This is a genomic window from Occultella glacieicola (assembly GCF_004353825.1).
GTDB lineage: Bacteria > Actinomycetota > Actinomycetes > Actinomycetales > Beutenbergiaceae > Occultella > Occultella glacieicola.
Genome location: NZ_SMNA01000008.1, coordinates 45026 through 62295 on the forward strand (window position 1 = coordinate 45026; position 17270 = coordinate 62295).

General features: G+C 72.2%; 15 protein-coding genes. 10 read left to right on the forward strand and 5 right to left on the reverse strand.

The annotated features are described in order from the left end of the window. Positions 1-241 precede the first annotated feature (241 nt). Positions 242-2962, forward strand: coding sequence for a DNA translocase FtsK (locus tag EXU48_RS16720; RefSeq protein ID WP_133108830.1), 2721 nt, complete (start codon positions 242-244; stop codon positions 2960-2962). 6 nt (positions 2963-2968) lie between these two features. Here EXU48_RS16720 and EXU48_RS16725 read toward each other — a convergent pair whose 3' ends face one another. After that, positions 2969-4303, reverse strand: a complete 1335-nt coding sequence (locus EXU48_RS16725; RefSeq protein ID WP_235857086.1) for a CapA family protein — start codon at positions 4301-4303, stop codon at positions 2969-2971. Between the two features lie 69 nt (positions 4304-4372). On the opposite strand from EXU48_RS16725, the gene pgsA reads away from it, so the two are divergent. The 3 genes from pgsA (at position 4373) to EXU48_RS16740 (ending at position 5971) form a co-directional block, all read left to right on the forward strand. After that, positions 4373-5011, forward strand: a complete 639-nt coding sequence (gene pgsA, locus EXU48_RS16730) for a CDP-diacylglycerol--glycerol-3-phosphate 3-phosphatidyltransferase (protein WP_235857087.1) — start codon at positions 4373-4375, stop codon at positions 5009-5011. Beyond that, on the forward strand, positions 5001-5501 hold the full coding sequence (locus tag EXU48_RS16735; protein ID WP_133108831.1) for a CinA family protein: 501 nt from the start codon (positions 5001-5003) through the stop codon (positions 5499-5501). The genes pgsA and EXU48_RS16735 overlap by 11 nt, the downstream gene beginning before the upstream one ends. A 158-nt stretch (positions 5502-5659) precedes the next feature. Then, on the forward strand, positions 5660-5971 hold the full coding sequence (locus EXU48_RS16740) for a helix-turn-helix domain-containing protein (RefSeq protein ID WP_133108832.1): 312 nt from the start codon (positions 5660-5662) through the stop codon (positions 5969-5971). 94 nt (positions 5972-6065) lie between these two features. Here EXU48_RS16740 and EXU48_RS16745 read toward each other — a convergent pair whose 3' ends face one another. Both EXU48_RS16745 and EXU48_RS16750 read right to left on the reverse strand, forming a co-directional pair. Continuing rightward, a complete protein-coding gene (locus tag EXU48_RS16745; RefSeq protein WP_133108833.1) occupies positions 6066-6851 on the reverse strand; it encodes a DNA-formamidopyrimidine glycosylase family protein in 786 nt (261 codons plus the stop codon). Between the two features lie 6 nt (positions 6852-6857). Beyond that, the gene (locus tag EXU48_RS16750; RefSeq protein WP_207947791.1) at positions 6858-11735 is read right to left on the reverse strand and encodes a DEAD/DEAH box helicase; all 4878 of its coding nucleotides are present in this window, start codon (positions 11733-11735) and stop codon (positions 6858-6860) included. 100 nt (positions 11736-11835) lie between these two features. On the opposite strand from EXU48_RS16750, the gene EXU48_RS16755 reads away from it, so the two are divergent. The 5 genes from EXU48_RS16755 (at position 11836) to EXU48_RS16775 (ending at position 15128) form a co-directional block, all read left to right on the forward strand. Continuing rightward, positions 11836-12066, forward strand: coding sequence for a DUF3046 domain-containing protein (locus tag EXU48_RS16755; RefSeq protein WP_133108835.1), 231 nt, complete (start codon positions 11836-11838; stop codon positions 12064-12066). Positions 12067-12107: 41 nt separating this feature from the next. Continuing rightward, positions 12108-13028, forward strand: a complete 921-nt coding sequence (locus tag EXU48_RS16760) for an ABC transporter ATP-binding protein (protein WP_133108836.1) — start codon at positions 12108-12110, stop codon at positions 13026-13028. Next, positions 13025-13930, forward strand: coding sequence for an ABC transporter permease (locus tag EXU48_RS16765; RefSeq protein ID WP_133108837.1), 906 nt, complete (start codon positions 13025-13027; stop codon positions 13928-13930). The genes EXU48_RS16760 and EXU48_RS16765 overlap by 4 nt, the downstream gene beginning before the upstream one ends. Continuing rightward, positions 13930-14745 (forward strand): ABC transporter permease, encoded by an 816-nt coding sequence (locus EXU48_RS16770; RefSeq protein ID WP_133108838.1) that lies wholly within the window; start codon positions 13930-13932, stop codon positions 14743-14745. Before EXU48_RS16765 ends, EXU48_RS16770 begins: the two co-directional genes overlap by 1 nt. Before the next feature lie 182 nt (positions 14746-14927). After that, positions 14928-15128, forward strand: coding sequence for a type II toxin-antitoxin system VapC family toxin (locus EXU48_RS16775; protein WP_207947792.1), 201 nt, complete (start codon positions 14928-14930; stop codon positions 15126-15128). 9 nt (positions 15129-15137) lie between these two features. Here EXU48_RS16775 and EXU48_RS16780 read toward each other — a convergent pair whose 3' ends face one another. Continuing rightward, positions 15138-15983: an NAD-dependent epimerase/dehydratase family protein gene (locus EXU48_RS16780; protein WP_133108839.1), complete on the reverse strand. Its 846-nt coding sequence runs from the start codon at positions 15981-15983 to the stop codon at positions 15138-15140. A gap of 29 nt (positions 15984-16012) precedes the next feature. After that, complete coding sequence (locus EXU48_RS16785) at positions 16013-16537, reverse strand: hypothetical protein (RefSeq protein ID WP_133108840.1); 525 nt, start codon at positions 16535-16537, stop codon at positions 16013-16015. Positions 16538-16607: 70 nt separating this feature from the next. Here EXU48_RS16785 and EXU48_RS16790 point away from each other — a divergent pair, with 70 nt between their 5' ends. Further along, entirely contained in the window at positions 16608-17078 is a 471-nt protein-coding gene (locus EXU48_RS16790) for a MarR family transcriptional regulator (RefSeq protein ID WP_133108841.1), read from the forward strand. Positions 17079-17270: the final 192 nt, after the last annotated feature.

Genomic DNA, 17270 nt, shown 5'->3' on the forward strand with positions numbered 1-17270 from the left:
CGATCGGCGTGACGCTGCTATCGGCTTCGACACGGGACCAGCGTGGAAGGGGCCACCTCATTGCGTCAACAGCTTGACGCAACTTCTGCATGAACTCGACAAAATTAGACAGAACGACAGAACGCGGCCGTGTGCTCCCTTCGACAGTGCGTGTCATCCCGCACTCGGCGCCGGATCTTTGGTTGAGTAGAGCCGACAGGCTTGTCTCGGCACGCCTGACGCGAGAGGACAACCAACAATCATGGCGACCCGTACGACTTCCCCCGGACGGTCCGCCTCACCAGGACGCAAGAAGGGTTCGCCGAGCACGGCTCGGGCGGGCTCGACCTCGCGTTCCGGCGGGAGTGGGCGTAGTAAGCAGCCGGTGCAGCAGCACCAGTCACCGCTGCCCGTGCGCATGGTGCGCGGGATCTGGATGGGGCTCGCCCACCTAGTCGGAGGGACGGCGCGCAGCATCGGATCCGGAGCCCGTAACCTCGACCCCGCCCTCCGCCGGGACGGCATCGCCTTCCTGCTGCTCGCGCTCGCCGTGATCGTCGCCGTGCGTGAGTGGTTCGGGCTGTCCGGCGCCGCCGGGGAGATCGTGCACGCCGCGGCCGCCGGCCTCGTCGGCGTCCTCGCCATCGCGATCCCCGTGATCCTCGTCGGCATCGCGGTACGCCTCATGCGCCACCCGGAGCGCAAGGAGGTCAACGGCCGCGTGTTCATCGGCCTCAGTGCGATCACCGTCGCGGTCTGCGGCCTGGTCCATGTGGCCTCCGACCTGCCCGCGCCGCCGGCCTGGCAGGACGTCTTCGCCGCGGGAGGGCTGATCGGCTTCGTCGCCGCGAACCCGCTCTCGGCTGCCCTCACCGTCTGGGTGACCGTGCCGTTGCTCGTACTGTTGGCATTCTTCGGCCTCCTGGTCGTGACGGCCACACCGGTCGCCGCCATCCCGCGCCGGATCCGCCAGGGTGTGGACTGGGTCACCGGTGCGGACATCGACGCGCGGGCCGGCGACGACGCACCGGACGGCGACCACGACCCGGACGCGACCGAGAAGCTGGAGGGCCGCCCCCGCCGTCGGAGGTCGAAGGCGAAGGAGACGACCACCGCCGCTGCCGAGCCCGGCGCCTACACCGGCGACGAGGCGTTCGCCCACCCGCACGAGACCGAACCCGGCGACGCGCCGGAACCGGCGCCGCGTGGCCGCAAACCGCGGGCGGGCAAACCGGCACCGGAACCGGCCGCCGTCGGGCCCGTCGACGAACCGGCCGAGGACCCGGGTGCGCCGGAGGACCTGGTCGCCCCGCCCACTCAGGCCCTGCCGGCCCGCGCCGAGCAGCTCGTCCTGGACCCGGGCCTGACCTACACGCTGCCCGGCGACGAGGCGCTCGTCCAGGGTGCGCCGCACAAGCTGCGTTCGCCCGCGAACGACCGCGTCGTCGAGGCGCTGACCACCGTGCTCACCGACTTCGGCGTCGACGCCCAGGTGACCGGCTTCACCCGCGGTCCGACCGTCACCCGCTACGAGGTGGAGCTCGGTTCCGGGGTCAAGGTGGAGCGGGTCACCGCACTCAGCAAGAACATCGCCTACGCCGTCGCGAGCGCGGACGTGCGGATCCTCTCGCCGATCCCGGGCAAGAAGGCCATCGGCATCGAGATCCCGAACGCCGACCGCGAGACCGTGGTCCTCGGTGACGTGCTCCGGTCCCCGGTGGCCCGCCGCAACGAGCACCCGATGGTGATCGGCGTCGGCAAGGACGTCGAGGGCGGCTACGTGGTCGCGAACCTCGCGAAGATGCCGCACATCCTGGTCGCGGGTGCCACCGGCGCCGGCAAGTCCTCGTTCGTGAACTCGATGATCACGTCGATCATGATGCGGGCCACCCCCGAGGAGGTGCGGATGGTGCTGGTCGACCCGAAGCGGGTCGAGCTGACCATCTACGAGGGCATCCCGCACCTGATCACCCCGATCATCACCAACCCGAAGAAGGCCGCCGAGGCCCTGGAGTGGGTGGTCCGGGAGATGGACGCCCGCTACGACGACCTGGCCGCGTTCGGGTACAAGCACATCGACGACTTCAACGCCGGGGTCCGCAACGGCAAGGTCAAGCCGCTGCCGGGTAGCGAACGCAAGATCGCGCCGTACCCGTACCTGCTGGTGGTGGTCGACGAGCTCGCCGACCTCATGATGGTGGCCCCGCGGGACGTGGAGGCCTCGATCCAGCGGATCACCCAGCTCGCCCGCGCCGCCGGCATCCACCTGGTGCTGGCCACCCAGCGCCCGAGCGTGGACGTGGTCACGGGGCTGATCAAGGCGAACGTGCCGTCCCGGCTCGCGTTCGCGACCTCCTCGCTCGCGGACTCCCGGGTGGTCCTGGACCAGCCGGGCGCGGAGAAGCTGATCGGTCAGGGCGACGCCCTGTTCCTGCCGATGGGTGCCTCCAAGCCGATGCGCGTGCAGGGTGCCTGGGTCAGCGAGACCGAGGTGCACGCCGTCGTCGAACACGTGAAGGGCCAACTCAAGCCCACCTACCGCGAGGACATCGTGGTGTCCGCGGCGAAGAAGCAGGTGGACGAGGACATCGGCGACGATCTCGACCTGCTGCTGCAGGCGGCCGAGCTGGTGGTCACCACCCAGTTCGGGTCGACCTCGATGCTGCAGCGCAAGCTGCGCGTCGGGTTCGCCAAGGCCGGCCGGCTGATGGACCTGCTGGAGTCCCGCGAGATCGTCGGGCCATCGGAGGGCTCCAAGGCCCGCGACGTGCTGGTCCAGCCCGACGACCTGCCCGCCACGCTCGCGCTCCTGCGCGGCGAGAGCCCGGCCCCCGCCGCCGAGGATGACGAGCCGGTCTACGACGCCGGTCCCGAGGACCTCGTGGCCGCCGACCTCGACGACCGCGAGGAGGCCGTGGACTACTACGACTCCGACGACGACGACGACTCCGAGGACGCCTGGGACCTCACCAACCGGACCTGAGGCCGCTCAGGACCGGGGCACCACCACGGCGTCATCACCGGTCGGCGTTGGCGGCTCGATCCGCTCAGGGAACTCGGCGCCGGTCGAGTTCACCATCACCTGCTCCACGAGCTCCTGCCGGTTCGCCAGGGTGCCGGAGGACAGCGTCAGGCCCGACGGCGTGTCCCCGGCCAGCAGCGCGGGCAGCGGGTAGACCCGCTGGGCGCCGACCCGGTCCACGGTCATCGGGGTCCACTCCAGGCCGGTCACCCGGGCCGGGCCGTCGGCGGGCTTGACCACGGTCGCGGTCAGGAACAGCCCGGTGCCGGTCTGCGGGACGCAGCACAGGTCGTCCTGGTTGGAGATGAAGTTCCCCAACGAGTACGCGACCCACATGCCCGAGCCGTCCGGTCCGCCGTCGAGCAGTGCCATCGGCTGCGGCACGTGCGGATGGTTGCCGATGATCAGGTCCACCTGCCCCGAGGCGGCGAGCGCCTCGGCGACCTCGACCTGGTCGTCGGCGGGGGAGTTCTGGTACTCGTACCCCCAGTGGAGCGTCGCCACCACCAGGTCCGCGCCGGCCTCGCGGGCCGCGGTCGCCTGCGCGATCAGCGCGCCGGAGTCGATGAGCGTGACCGACCACGGGGCGTCGGCCGGGATCGGCAGGCCGTTCGTGCCGTAGGTGGCGCCGATCTGCGCGACTCGGATCGTCTGGCCCTCCCGCTCGAGTTCGTAGATCTGCGGCGCGAGTTCCTCCTGCTCGCTCCGGGCCGAGCCGGCGTGGCCCAGGCCCGCCTCGTCGAAGGTGTCGAGGGTGTAGGCGAGGTTGTCGTAGCCGCGGTCGAGGGAGTGGTTCGTGCCGGTGGAGCACCCGTCCCAGCCGAGGTCGGCGAGGTTGCCCGCGATCTCGGTGGGCGCGCCGAACAGCGGATAGCCCGACGGCGTCTCGTCCGGCAGCGAGAGGGGCACCTCCATGTTGCACAGGGCGAGGTCCACGCCCGCGCTCCACGGGCGGGTCGCCTCGAGCAGCGGCGTGAAGTCGTAACCGCCGTCGATCCGGGCGTTGCGGATCACCGTGTCGTGCGGCAGCACGTCGCCGGCGGCGCCGATCGTGAACACGGCGTCCGGCTGTGGGGTCGGCGTCGGCTCTGGCGTAGCGGTCGGCTGGCTCGTGGTGCTCGGCTCGCCGGGGTCTGTGGTCGGCTCCGCGGCGGGGTCGGCAGGGCCGTCGGAGTTCCACGGCTGCCACGCCGCCAGGGCTCCGCCCGCGGTGACGCTGAGGATCAGGATCACCAGGATGGCGGGCAGCGGGAGGCCTCGGCGGCGTCGCTTGCGTCGCCGCGTGGCGGGGGTCTCGGGCACCCGCAGATTCTATGTCGGGGCCGTGGGCGGGCCGCACCGGGGCCGGGGCCGGTCCCGTACCCTGATCGGGTGACGAGTGAATCCCGGTCCAGCGATGAAGCGACCGCCGAGGTCTGGAACCTGCCCAACGTTCTGACGATGGTCCGGGTGGTTCTCGTCCCGGTCTTCGCGATCCTGCTCTGGCAGGACTCGACGGCGGCCCGCATCGGCGCGCTCGCGGTGTTCCTGATCGCCGCCTACACCGACCGGCTCGACGGTCAGATCGCCCGCAGCCGAGGCATCGTCACGAACTTCGGCAAGATCGCCGATCCGTTCGCGGACAAGCTGCTGACCGGCACGGCGATGGTCATGCTCTCCGTCATCGACCCCGGACTGATGCCATGGTGGGCCACGATCCTCATCCTGGTCCGCGAGATCGGTATCACCGTGCTCCGGTTCGTCATGGTGCGCCGCGGCGTTGTGATGCCCGCCTCCAAGGGCGGCAAGCTCAAAACGGTCCTGCAGATCGTGTTCATCTCGCTGATGCTGCTGACGGTCGCGCTGGCCGGGTTGGCGTTCGGTGACGTGCTGCGGATCGTCGCCTTCGTGATCATGCTCGCCGCCCTCGTGGTCACCGTGGTCACCGGCGTCGACTACTGCTGGAAGGCCTGGCAGTCCGCGCGGTCCGGTGCCGAGGGTGCCGCCGCGGCCGACGGTGATGCCCGCTGACCGCACCGCCGCGATCCTCGCCCGCCTGATCGACGCAGGGCGCACCCTCGCGGTCGCGGAGTCCCTCACCGGTGGTGCGCTCGCGGCCGAGCTGGTCTCGGTCCCGGGGGTGTCCGCGGTGCTGCGCGGCGGGGTCGTGGCCTACGCGACCGACCTCAAGACCTCCGTGCTCGGCGTCGACGAGGACCTGCTCGCCGCCCACGGCCCCGTTCATCCGCAGGTCGCCCTCGAGATGGCCGACGGCGTCCGGGCGCGCCTCGGCGCAGACATCGGCCTGGGAACCACCGGGGTCGCCGGACCCGGACCCGCGGACGGCCGGCCGGCCGGCACCGTGTTCGTCGCGTGCACGACGCCCACCTGGCGCACCGTGCGGGGCTATCACCTGGCCGGGACCCGACCCGCGGTCCGGTCCGCCACCGTGGCCCTCGCGCTCGCGCTGCTTCGTCAGGCCGGGGAACAAGTCGGGGACCGATCACGTTGGGACGAGTAATGAAGCACAACATTGCGCCAGTGAACTCCCGGCCGGCGACCGGGGCCCCGAAGGGGCGAGGGCCGCATCGTTCGTCCACGATGCGCACGGCGCCCATCGCACCGGCGGGGTACGGTAGAACCACGGCAACGGCAACAGCGCGAGAGGAGGGACGCACCATGGTGGTACTACGGCGTGAGATCGGTGATGTCCTTCGGGGCGCACGCCAACGCCAGGGACGCACTCTGCGCGAGGTGTCCTCGGCGGCACGGGTCTCGCTCGGCTACCTCTCGGAGGTCGAGCGGGGACAGAAGGAGGCCTCCTCGGAGTTGCTCTCCTCGATCTGCTCGGCTCTGAACATCCCACTCTCGGTGGTGCTGCGCGAGGTCTCCGACCGCGTCGCACTCGTCGAGGGCATCGCGATCCCGGACACCATTCCCGCGGACTTCGCCTATCAGCTCGGTCGCGAAGAGGACCTCGCCACCGTCTGATCCCCTCATCGTCTCGAACCGATGGCCCCGGCACTGCGCCGGGGCCATCGGCGTCTTCGCAGGTCGGTCGGACGGGAGGCACCGTCCCGCCGTCTCAGTCCGGTTGGCAGGTGGGGCAGTAGTAGGCGGGCCTGGTCATCGGTTCCACGCCGATCGGGGCGACGAGGATCGGGGTCCGGCAGCGCCGGCAGCCCCGGCCCTCGCGCCCGTGCACGTGCGTCGTGTATCCGGCCCGGGTGTCGCCGGTGGCCGTCAGCGCCGGGCCGTCCGCCGAGCGGCGCATCAGACGGTGGGCGGTCGCGAAGAGTTCGCGCCGCTCGCTCACACCCGAGACCGGCCGCCACGGGTTGACCCGGTGCCGCCACAATGTCTCGGCCAGGTAGATCGTGCCGATGCCGGCGGCCACCGACTGGTCCAGGAGAGCCTCACCGATAGCTCGGTCCGGGTCTGTTCCCAGGTTCGCGACGGCGATGTCGAGGTTCGGTTCGTCGGCCATCAGGTCGGGGCCCAGATGCCGCAGCAGACCGTGCTCCTCGCGGGTGCGCACCAGGTCCATCATGCCCAGCTGCAGCCCGACGCAGGTCCACTGGTCCGTGCCGAGCACGGCCCGGACGGTCGGGCGCCGCAGCGGTTCGGGCGGGTCCGCGGTGTGCCGGACCTGCCAGGTGCCGTCCATGCGCAGGTGGGTGTGCAGGGTGCGGCCGTCGTCCAGCCTGGTGAGCAGGTGCTTGCCGTAGGACACCGTGCCCACCGATCGCAGGCCGGTCAGGTCGTGCCCGGCAAGGCTGGGCCAGCGCAGTTCGCCGCGGACCAGGGGCCGGTCGCTCAGCGCGAGGCTGAGCCGTCGTGCCACCCGCAACAAGACATCGCCCTCAGGCATCGAAGATCAACCCCTGTCCTGGCGCAACCTTAACCCGCGGGGTGTCGCGATGAAGCCGGCTTCAGCGAGGGCGTCGACGAGCGGGGAGCGATCGGAGAGCGCGGGCGCGCCGTCGGCCCGGTGCACCGTGAACCGGCCGAGCGCCCCGGTCCTGGCGACCCGCGCCAACTCCTGGGCGGCCGGGCCGAGGGTCGCCGGGTCCCGGGTGAAGGACAGGAGCGTCTTCGCGCCGCGCTCGAGATAGAGCACCAACTCACCACCGACGACGACGACGCTCGCGCCGACCTTCCGGCCCGGGCGGTGGCCACTGGTCTGCTCCACCATGCCCATCGGCTCCGGCCAGCCGAGCGCAGCGCCGTACGGGTTGGCCGGGTCGGTGGCCGCCAACAGCAGCGCGCCGACGCCGGCGCGGGCGTCCGAGCGCAGCCGGTCCACGCTCTCGGGCAGCGCGAACTGGGCGGCGCCCAGGCCCTCGACGAAGTAGCCGCGGCGCACCTGCCCGGTCACCTCGAGTCCGGCCAGGACCCGGTACACGGTCGAGAAGCCACCGGCGAACCGGTCGCCGACGGTGCCCCGGGTGACCAACCCGTCCCGCTCGAGCAGGGCTACCGCGGCGGCCGTCGCCCGGCGGGCCTCGTCCGAGCGGGGCGGCAGGCAGGACCATCGGCCGACGGCGTCGTCGGGCGTGGCGGGCCCCAGCGGGTGTGCGCCGGGCCGGCGCAGGGCGACCGACCGCAGCGATCGTCCCCGGGGGCGGGCCCGGTGGGTGCTGCGCGTGCCGGCCCGAGGCTTCGCACCGAGGCGGGCCCTCAGCGGGGTCAGGGTGTCGTTCGTGGCCGCGCCGTCCCAGGCGGCCTCCCAGAGCGCGGTCAGGATCTCGGCGGCCTCCGGCGGGTCCGACTCGGTCCAGCCGAGGCGGACCTCGGCGACGATGTCGCGGAAGAACCGGCCACCGCCGGCGGCGAGCACGTCGCGCACCGCCCGGCCCACCGCCGTGGGGTGTTCGGTGCTGGCCGGCGGCGCCAGGTCGGCGACGGCGTCCGCGGTGAGCAGCGCGACCATGCCGTCCGTTCCGGGTCCGCCCCCGGCGCCCACCCAGACCACCTCGCCGGCCGTGGTGAGCTCGTCGAGGAGTTCCGGGGCATAGTCGACCACCCGGGTGGGCAGGATCAGCGTCTCCAGCGCGGAGGCCGCAACCGGCGTACCGGCGAGCTGGTCGATCGCGGTCAGCAGGCCGTCGACCCCGCGGAGCTGGCGGACCTGGTGCCATCGCGGCAGGAACACCCCCAATGCCTCGGCCGGGACCGCCTCCACCTCCGCGCGCAGCACGGCCAGCGAGCGGCGACGGATCCGGCGCAGCACGTCGGCGTCGCAGTAGTCGGGGCCGGGCAGCGCGAGCGTCTGCGCGGTGTGCGCCTCGGCCGGCCGCAGGGTTCCCGAGTCGAGCAGGCCCCGCTCGGTCAGGTCCCGCAGCACGGGTGCGAGGGCGGCCGTGCCGAGCCCGAGCCGGGCCGCGACCTGCCCGGCGCGGAACGGGCCGTGGGTGCGGGCATGCCGGCGGACCAGGTCTGTCAGCGCCGTCGGGACCGGGGTGGTCATGGCCTCCGGCAGGCCCACCGGGAGGGCGACGCCGAGCGCGTCCCGGAGTCGTCCCGCGTCCTCGACCACGCACCACTGCGCCTGCCCGGCCACCCGGACACTGAGGATCCTGCGAGAGGCGGCGAGCTCGGTGAGCCACCCATCGAGCAGCTCGGGAGTCCGTACGCGTTCGGTCAGCTCGGCGTCGGTGATCGGCCCGAGCCGGCGGATGTGGTCCAGCACGGCCTCGGCGTCGCCGGCCAGGGAGGTCTCGGTGCGCAGCCCGACCTCGGCCTCCACCGACGCCAGGGCCCCGGGATCGAGGAGTTCGGCGACGTCGGCGCCCTCGCCGAGCAGCTCCGCGAGCAGGGTTGGGTCGAGGGTGAGCGCAGCCGCGCGGCGCTCGGCCAACGGTGCGTCTCCCTCGTACAGGAACTGCGCCACGTAACCGAACAGCAGGGACTGAGCGAACGGGGAGGGCTGCTGGGTGTGGACCTCGACCACCCGGACCCGGCGGCCCTGGATCTGACTCATGAGCTCGGTCAGGGCTGGAACGTCGAAGTCGTCCTGGAGGCACTCGCGCACGGCCTCGAGGACCACCGGGAAGTCCGGATAGTCCGCCGCGACCGAGAGCAGCTGGGCGCTGCGCTGGCGCTGCTGCCACAGGGGCTGGCGCCGGTCCGGGCGCCGGCGCGGCAGTAGCAGGGACCGAGCCGCGGCCTCGCGGAACCGGGCCGCGAAATGCGCCGAGCCGGCCAGGGCGGCGACGACCTCCCGGGAGGTCGCGTCCGGCTCGAGGAGCAGGTCCTCCAGGGGCAGTTCCCCGGCACCGCCGGCGCGCGCCGACTCGGTCGAACGCACGGCGGACTCCTGACCGGCACCGTCGGCACCACCTCCAAGGCCGGTCAGATCCCAGTCGTCGGCGTCCCACACGTCCGCGGTGTCCGGCAGCCGCAGCACGATCCCGTCGTCGGAGTGCATCGCGGCCACGTCCATGCCGAAGCGGCGGCGCAGGTTCGCTCCGAGCACCAACGCCCAGGGGGCGTGCACCTTGGCGCCGTACGGGGAGTGGATCACCACCCGCCAATCCCCGAGCTCATCCCGGAACCGCTCCACCACGATGGTCCGATCGGTGCTCAACCGACCGGTCGCGGCCTCCTGGTCACGCAGGTAGGCGAGCAGGTTGTCGCGGGCCCAGTCGTCCAGGCCCCACTCGTCGAGCGAGGCCGGCGCGAACCCGGCAGCGCCGATCTCTCGGATCATCCCGCCGATGGCCCGGCCCAGCTCGGCGGGACGGCCCGGCGCGTCGCCCTTCCAGAACGGCAACCGGCCCGGCAGTCCCGGGGCCGGGGAGACGAGCACCCGGTCCGGGGTGATGTCCTCGATCCGCCAGGTGCTCGAGCCGAGGGTGAACGTGTCGCCCACCCGGGACTCGTAGACCATCTCCTCGTCGAGCTCGCCGACCCGTTTGCCGCCCCGCGCGCTGGTCTCCTGACCCACCACGTAGACGCCGTACAGGCCGCGGTCGGGGATGGTGCCGCCGCTGGTCGCGGCCAGCCGCAGTGCGCCCGGGCGGCCGGCCAGGGTGCCGGCGATCCGGTCCCAGACGATCCGCGGTCGCAGCTCGGCGAAGTCCTCGCTGGGGTAGCGCCCGGCGAGCATGTCCAGCACCGCGGCGAGGACCCCGGGCCCGAGGTCCGCGAACGGCGCGGCCCGGCGCACCAGCGTGGTCAGCTCATCGACGTCCCAGACGTCGAGGGCCGTCATCGCCACGATCTGCTGGGCGAGCACGTCCAGCGGGTTCGCCGGCACCGTGACCGCTTCGATCTGGCCCTCGCGTGCCCGCACCGACGTGGTCGCGGCAGCGAGCAGGTCACCCCGGTGTGTGGGCAGCACCACCCCGTGCGACAGCGCCCCCACCTGGTGCCCGGCCCGGCCGATCCGCTGCAACGCACTCGCCACCGACGGCGGCGCACCCACCTGCACCACCAGGTCCACGGCGCCCATGTCGATGCCGAGTTCGAGCGAGCTCGTGGCGACCACGGCGGGCAGTGCACCGGACTTGAGCGCGGTCTCGATCGAGGTCCGCTCGTCCCGGCTCATCGACCCGTGGTGGGCGCGAGCGATGATGGCGTCCGCCGGAAGCGCGAGCCCGGTTCCTGATTGGGCCGGCGTCTGTGCCGCCTGGGCGGCGCCGGCGTCGAGGTCCGGCCCGAGCCCGAGACGCTCCGCCTGGACCTCGTTGATCCGGGCCGTCAACCGCTCGGCACCGCGGCGGGAGTTCGTGAACACGATCGTGGAGGCATGCGAGGTGATCAGGTCCACGACCCGCTCGGTCACGTGCGGCCAGATCGACCCGCCGGCCGGCGGCCGGGATCGCGGCGAGGCGCCCGCGGCGTCCCCGGACAGGTCGAGGAGTGTCCCGCCGTCGCCGGCTGCGTCGCCCGAGGCGACCCCGAGCGGATCGAACGACGCGCCACCCTCGCCGCCCGGCCCACGGGCCGCCGTCGGGGTGCCGGCGACGTCCGCCAGGTCCGGGACCGGCACCACGACGTCGATCCGCAGCTCCTTGCCCACGCTCGGCTGCACGATCCGGGTGGTGCGGCCACCGTCGGCCAGGGAGCGGGCGCCGGCCAGATAGCCGGCCACGGTGTCCACCGGCTGCACTGTCGCGGACAGCCCGATCCGCTGCGCCGGCGCGTCCAGCAGGGCGTCCAGCCGCTCCAGCGAGAGGGCCAGGTGGGCGCCGCGCTTGTTCCCGGCGAGCGCGTGCACCTCGTCGAGGATCACGTACTCGACGCCGCGCAGTCCCTCGCGCGCGGCCGAGGTGAGCACCAGGAACAGCGACTCCGGCGTGGTGATCAGGATGTCCGGCGGTCTGGTGCCGAAGGCGCGGCGCTCGGCCGGCGGGGTGTCGCCGGTCCGGACACCGACCTGCACGTCGTTGACCGGCTCGCCCAGACCGGTGGCCAGGCGGGTGATCCCGACCAGTGGCGAGCGCAGGTTCCGCTCGACGTCCGCCGCGAGCGCCTTCAGTGGCGACACGTACAGCACCCGGCACCGGCGCGCGCGGTCGGCCGGCGCCGGAGCGAGCAGGAGATGGTCCAGGGCCCACAGAAACGCCGCGAGAGTCTTCCCCGAGCCCGTCGGCGCGACCACGAGCGCGTGGTGCCCGGAGGAGATCGCGTCCCAGGCCCCGGCCTGGGCCGACGTCGGGGCGTCGAACGCGCCGGAGAACCAGGCCCGGGTCGGCGCGCTGAAGCCCGCCAGCATGCTCTCGCTCGCCTCGGTGGTCACCTGGGCCATTCTGCCTGGGGCCGCTGACATCAGCCTCTGTCGGCCCCTGTCGGTGGCCCCGTGCACCCTGTGTCGGCACCTGTCGGCACCGTGACCTACGCTGGCCCGCGTGAAGCATTCCGAGTTCTGGGCCGCCATGGAGGATACGTTCGGCCGCTACGCCGGCTCCCTGGCGCAGGACCTCGTCCTCGCGCCGCTGAACGGGCGCACCGCGAACGAGGCGCTCGCGGACGGGGAGAACCCGGACCGGGTCTGGGCGGCGATCTGCGTCGTCAACGAACTCCCGGAGTCCGTGCGCTGGCACCACCGCACCGCAGACCACAAGACGAAGCGCCGGTAGTAGGTTGCTAGCAACCCAGCATCCGTGATGACATAGCCACCATGTCCCTGATCCGCGCCACCGGCCTGCGCAAGACCTTCGGTGACTTCGTCGCCGTCGACGGCATCGACGTCGAGGTCGCCGCCGGGGAGTCCTTCGGTTTCCTCGGCCCGAACGGCGCCGGTAAGACGTCCACGATGCGCATGATCGGCGCCACGTCCCCGGTCTCCGGCGGCGAGCTCACGGTTTTCGGGATGGACCCGGCCTCCCACGCCTCGCAGATCAAGGCCCGCCTGGGCGTGGTCCCGCAGACCGACGCCCTCGACGAGGAGCTGCGGGTGCGCGAGAACCTGCTCGTCTATGGCCGGTACTTCGGCCTGACCCGTGAGCAGGTCCGGGCCCGCACCGGGCCACTGCTGGAGTTCGCACAGCTGACCGAGAAGAGCGACGCCGTCGTCGAGTCGCTCTCCGGCGGCATGAAGCGCCGGCTGACGATCGCCCGGGCCCTCATCAACGAGCCGAGCCTGCTGCTCCTGGACGAGCCGACCACCGGACTCGACCCGCAGGCCCGCCACGTGCTGTGGGACCGGCTGTTCCGGCTCAAGCGGGACGGCGTCACGCTCGTGCTGACCACGCATTACATGGACGAGGCCGAGCAGCTGTGCGACCGGCTGGTGGTGATGGACCACGGACGGATCGTCGCGGAGGGCTCACCCCGCTCCCTGATCGCCCAGCACGCCTCCCGGGAGGTCCTCGAGCTTCGGTTCGACGTCGCCGACCACGCCGAGCGGGTCGAGGAGGTCGCCGGCATTGCCGAGCGGGTCGAGGTGCTCGCCGACCGGCTGCTGCTCTACGTCCACGATGGCGACGGCGCCCTCGAGACCGTCGCCGCGCGCGGCGTGCACCCGCTCTCGGCGCTGGTGCGCCGGGCCTCGCTCGAGGACGTGTTCCTGCGCCTGACCGGGCGGAGCCTGATCGAATGAGCCGGGCACACGAGCAGGGCCCGACGGCGCCGCCCGGCTCCGCGGGTGAGGTCGCCTCGGTGGGTGGATCCGCCGTCGACGACGCCGGACGGGCGGAGACCCCGACGGGCCGGGTCGGCGGTGGCTGGCGCGCCGTGCTCGGCTACTGGCTGGCCGTGTACAAGCGGATCTGGCGCTCCACGGTGATCTCCTCGTTCCTGGCCCCGCTGCTCTACCTGGCCGGGATGGGCTACGGGCTCGGCGCGCTGATCGACTCCGGGGACCGCACCGCGGTGCCCGGAGTCCCCTATGTGGCGTTCGTCGCGACCGGGCTGGTGGCGGCCCAGGCGATGATGACGGCGTCCGCGGAGACCACCTACAACGTGTTCGGTGCGATCAAGTGGCTGCGCACCTACGACGCGATGCTGGTGACGCCGCTCCGGGTGGTGGACCTGGTCCGGGGCCACCTGGTCTACGTGCTGATGCGCCTGACCCTGGTGGCCGGGGTGTTCGTCCTGGTCTCGCTCGTGCTGCGGGCCATGGACGGCCCGCTCGCGCTGGCCGCCGTGCCGGTCGCCGTGCTCGGCGGGCTGTCGTTCGCCACTCCGATCTATGCGTTCTCCGCGACGATCCAGCGCGAGGAGGGCTTCAACGTGCTGCAGCGGTTCGTCATCATGCCCCTGTTCCTGTTCTCCGGGACGTTCTTCCCGCTCGCGCAGCTGCCGATGGGCCTGCAGGTGATCGGCTGGATCTCGCCGCTGACGCACACGGTCGCGCTCACCCGGGCCCTCGGCCTGGGGCCGGACTCGCCGCTCTGGCTGGAGCCGTGGCGGTTCGCCGCGCACGTCGCCTACCTCGCGCTCTGGGCCGGCGCCGGCTACCTGCTCGCGGTGCGGGCCCTGCGCCGACGGATGGTCCTCTGATGGCTACGGGCACCACTGCGGCTCCGGCCCGCCACGCGCTGCCGTTCCCGGTCGCGATGGCCCGCCCGGCCGCCCTCGTGGAGCGGAACCTGAGGGCCGCCCGGCACTACTGGCTGACATTCGTCTCCGGCTTCTTCGAGCCGGTGTTCTACCTGTTCGCGATGGGCGTGGGAATCGGGGCTCTGGTCGGTTCGGTCGACGTCGACGGGCGCGAGATCCCGTACGCGGTGTTCGTGGCCCCGGCGATGATGGCGACGTCGGCCATGAACGGCGCCGTGTACGACTCGACCGGGAACGTCTTCTACAAGCTCAAGCACTCCAAGCTGTACCGGTCCGTGCTGTCCACGCCGCTGCGGCCCTGGGACATCGCCGCCGGCGAGATCTCCTGGGCGCTGCTGCGCGGGCTGATCTACTCGGCGGCGTTCCTGCTGGTGGCGGCCGTGGCCGGGTTCGTCCCCTCGTGGTGGGCGCTGCTGGCGATCCCCGCGTGCACGCTGATCGGGCTCGGCTTCGCAGCCGTCGGGATGGCCGCGACCACCTACATGCGGTCCTGGAACGACATGGACTACGTGCAACTCGCGATCCTGCCGATGTTCCTGTTCTCGGCGACGTTCTACCCGCTCGCGACCTACCCGCCGGCGCTGCAGTGGGTGGTGCAGGCCACGCCGCTCTATCACGGCGTCGATCTCGTTCGTGGCCTGATGATGGGGGACCTGCACGTGGGCCTGTTGGTCCATGTCGGCTACCTCGCGGTGTTCTCCGCGCTCGGTCTCTGGGCCACGACCCGCCGGATCGGGACCCTGTTGCTGACCTGAGCCGTCATGGTGATCCCTCGGTTCGGGACGGCGGACGAGATACATGCTCGGCTGTCCACAGATGAGTGACGGCGGGGGCCTCCCGGCATGATCATCGACACGTCGGCAGTCGTCGCCATCCTGCTGCGGATCCCGTCCTCTCTCGTCGCCTCGACGAACTGCTGGCAGAGCTCCAGGTCGACGTGGCGCCGGTCGATGCGGACCAGTCCAGGATCGCCCGGCAGGCGTACCGCGACTTCGGCAAGGGGTCGGGGCATCCGGCCCAGCTGAACTTCGGTGACTGCTCCTCCTACGCGCTCGCGTCGGCCGTCGACGAAGCGCTGCCGTTCAAGGGCCACGACTTCACCCACACAGACATCCGATCCGCGCTGGACGCGGGCTGACCCGAACGCTCAGCCTCGGCCGTCCCGCCACGAGTGCACCGGGGCGTACCCGAGCACGCGGCGGGCCTTGTCGATCGAGAGCATGGTGTCGTGCTCGCCGAGGTCACGCGTGATCGGGACGTCGGGAAAGACCTCGGCGACGAGTTCGGCGTTGGGTCGGGTGGTCACCGTGTCCGGAGAGGCGATGATGAACCGGTCGAAGCCGGTCACGTCGAGTTCGAGGGCGCGCAGCACCGCCTGCGCACCGTCGCGGGCGTCGATGTAGGACCACAGGTTCCACTTGCGATCGCGCGGGTCGGCGTCGAACGGGAACGCCTCGTAGTCCTGCGGGTACATCACGTTGGAGAACCGCAACGCGATGATCTTCAGCTCCGGGTCCCACCGGGTGAGCTCGATCGCCATCGTCTCCTCGAGGTGCTTCACCAGGGAGTAGGTGGACTCCGGCCGTGCCGGGTACGCCTCGTCCACCGGGATGTACGGGGGCGGCGTGTCGAACGGGAGCCCGAGCACCGTCTCGCTGGAGGCGTACACGATGTTGCGGATCCCGAGCCGCCGGGCCGCCTGGAACACGTGGAACGTGGAGAGCAGGTTGTTCTGGAACGTCGCGACATCGCTGGCCAGGCCCGGCGCCGGGATCGCCGCCAGGTGGACCACGGCGTCCAGTCCGGCGTGGGTGTCGTCGATGCCGGCGAGCGCGTCGACCACCTGCCCATGATCGGTGAGGTCCACGCGGGTGAAGCCCGGTGCGCGCTCGCCGAACCGGTCCAGGGCGACGACGGCGTGCCCCGCCTCGCGCAGGTACGTCACCACGACCCGACCCAGCTTGCCGGACGCACCGGTCACCGCGATCTGCATGGGCCGAGCGTACGCCCGACCGGCGCCGGTCAGCCCCCAGCGACCACCCTCGCCGCCGGGATGGTCAGGGCGTGCCGGGCCAGCACGGTCAGCCACACCATGACGAACGGGATGACGCTCACGTTCTTGATCGCCAGTTCCCAGGACAGGAACGTCGCCCGGGCGGAGGTCTCCAAGCCGGCCGCGACCGCGTCCGGGATCACCTTCGCCACGATCGTCAGCGCCACCAGCAGGGCGGCGCTGGCCAGCAGCACCCCCGTGCGGCCCTCGAGGAACCGGCTCAGCCGATCGCCGACCTCGGACCAGGGCGCGTCGGAGTCCGCGAAGACGCGTCGCACCACCCAGACCAGGAACAGCACCCGCACCGCCACCGTCACCACCTCGCCGCCGACCCCGCCGGCCCAGGCGAACCGCTCGTCGCCGCCGACGGCGAGGAACCGCTGCGCCGACGCGACCGCCCCGAACGCGAACACCACCGGGTAGTGCCGCACGAAGAACACCCCCGCCACCCCGAACACCCCGACCGCCTCGCCCCATGCCCCGCTCCACCTCATCGGACCAATCCCTTCAGTTCACTAAATGATTCAGTAGACTAAAAGGTATCATCGGGTGGAGGATGTGACCATGCCCGATGCGGAACCCGACCAGATGCTCGAGCCGGACCGGCTCGGGGCCGACCTGAGCGACGCCGTCGTGCTCTTCCATGAGGCGATCGGTTCCCTGATGGGGCTGTCCGCCGCCGACCACAAGGCGCTCGGCATCCTGGGCCGGGAGGGTCCGATGTCCGCGGGGGAGTTGGCCGAGCGGACGTCGCTGACGGCGGGAGCGGTGACCGGACTGGTGGACCGCCTCGAGCGCGCCGGACTCGCGAGTCGCGAGCGAGACCCGGCCGACCGGCGCCGCCTCGTGGTCACGGCCGCCCGGGCAGCCGACCCCCAGGTGGCCGAGGCGTTCGCCGGCCTCGGCTCCGCCATGGCCGCGGTGACCGCGCGATTCACTCCGGACCAGCTCGAGACGATCGCCGAGTGGGTGCGGCTCACCAGCGCGGCGGTGCGCGGCCAGGCCGCAGCGATCGCGGCCCGTCGCGAGGCGTAGGCCGCGGCTCGCCGAGGGTGCGATCCTGCGGCTGAACCAGCCCATGAGCCGCACGATCGCCCCTTCGCCGGCGGACGCACCGGACGAGGGTGTCGTCGTGCGGGCCAGAGCGGTGATGGGCCGCGGAACGGCACGGTCGCGCGCGGTGGTCCGATCGGGGCTGCCCACCGCGCCGGGCCGGACTAGGCTGCC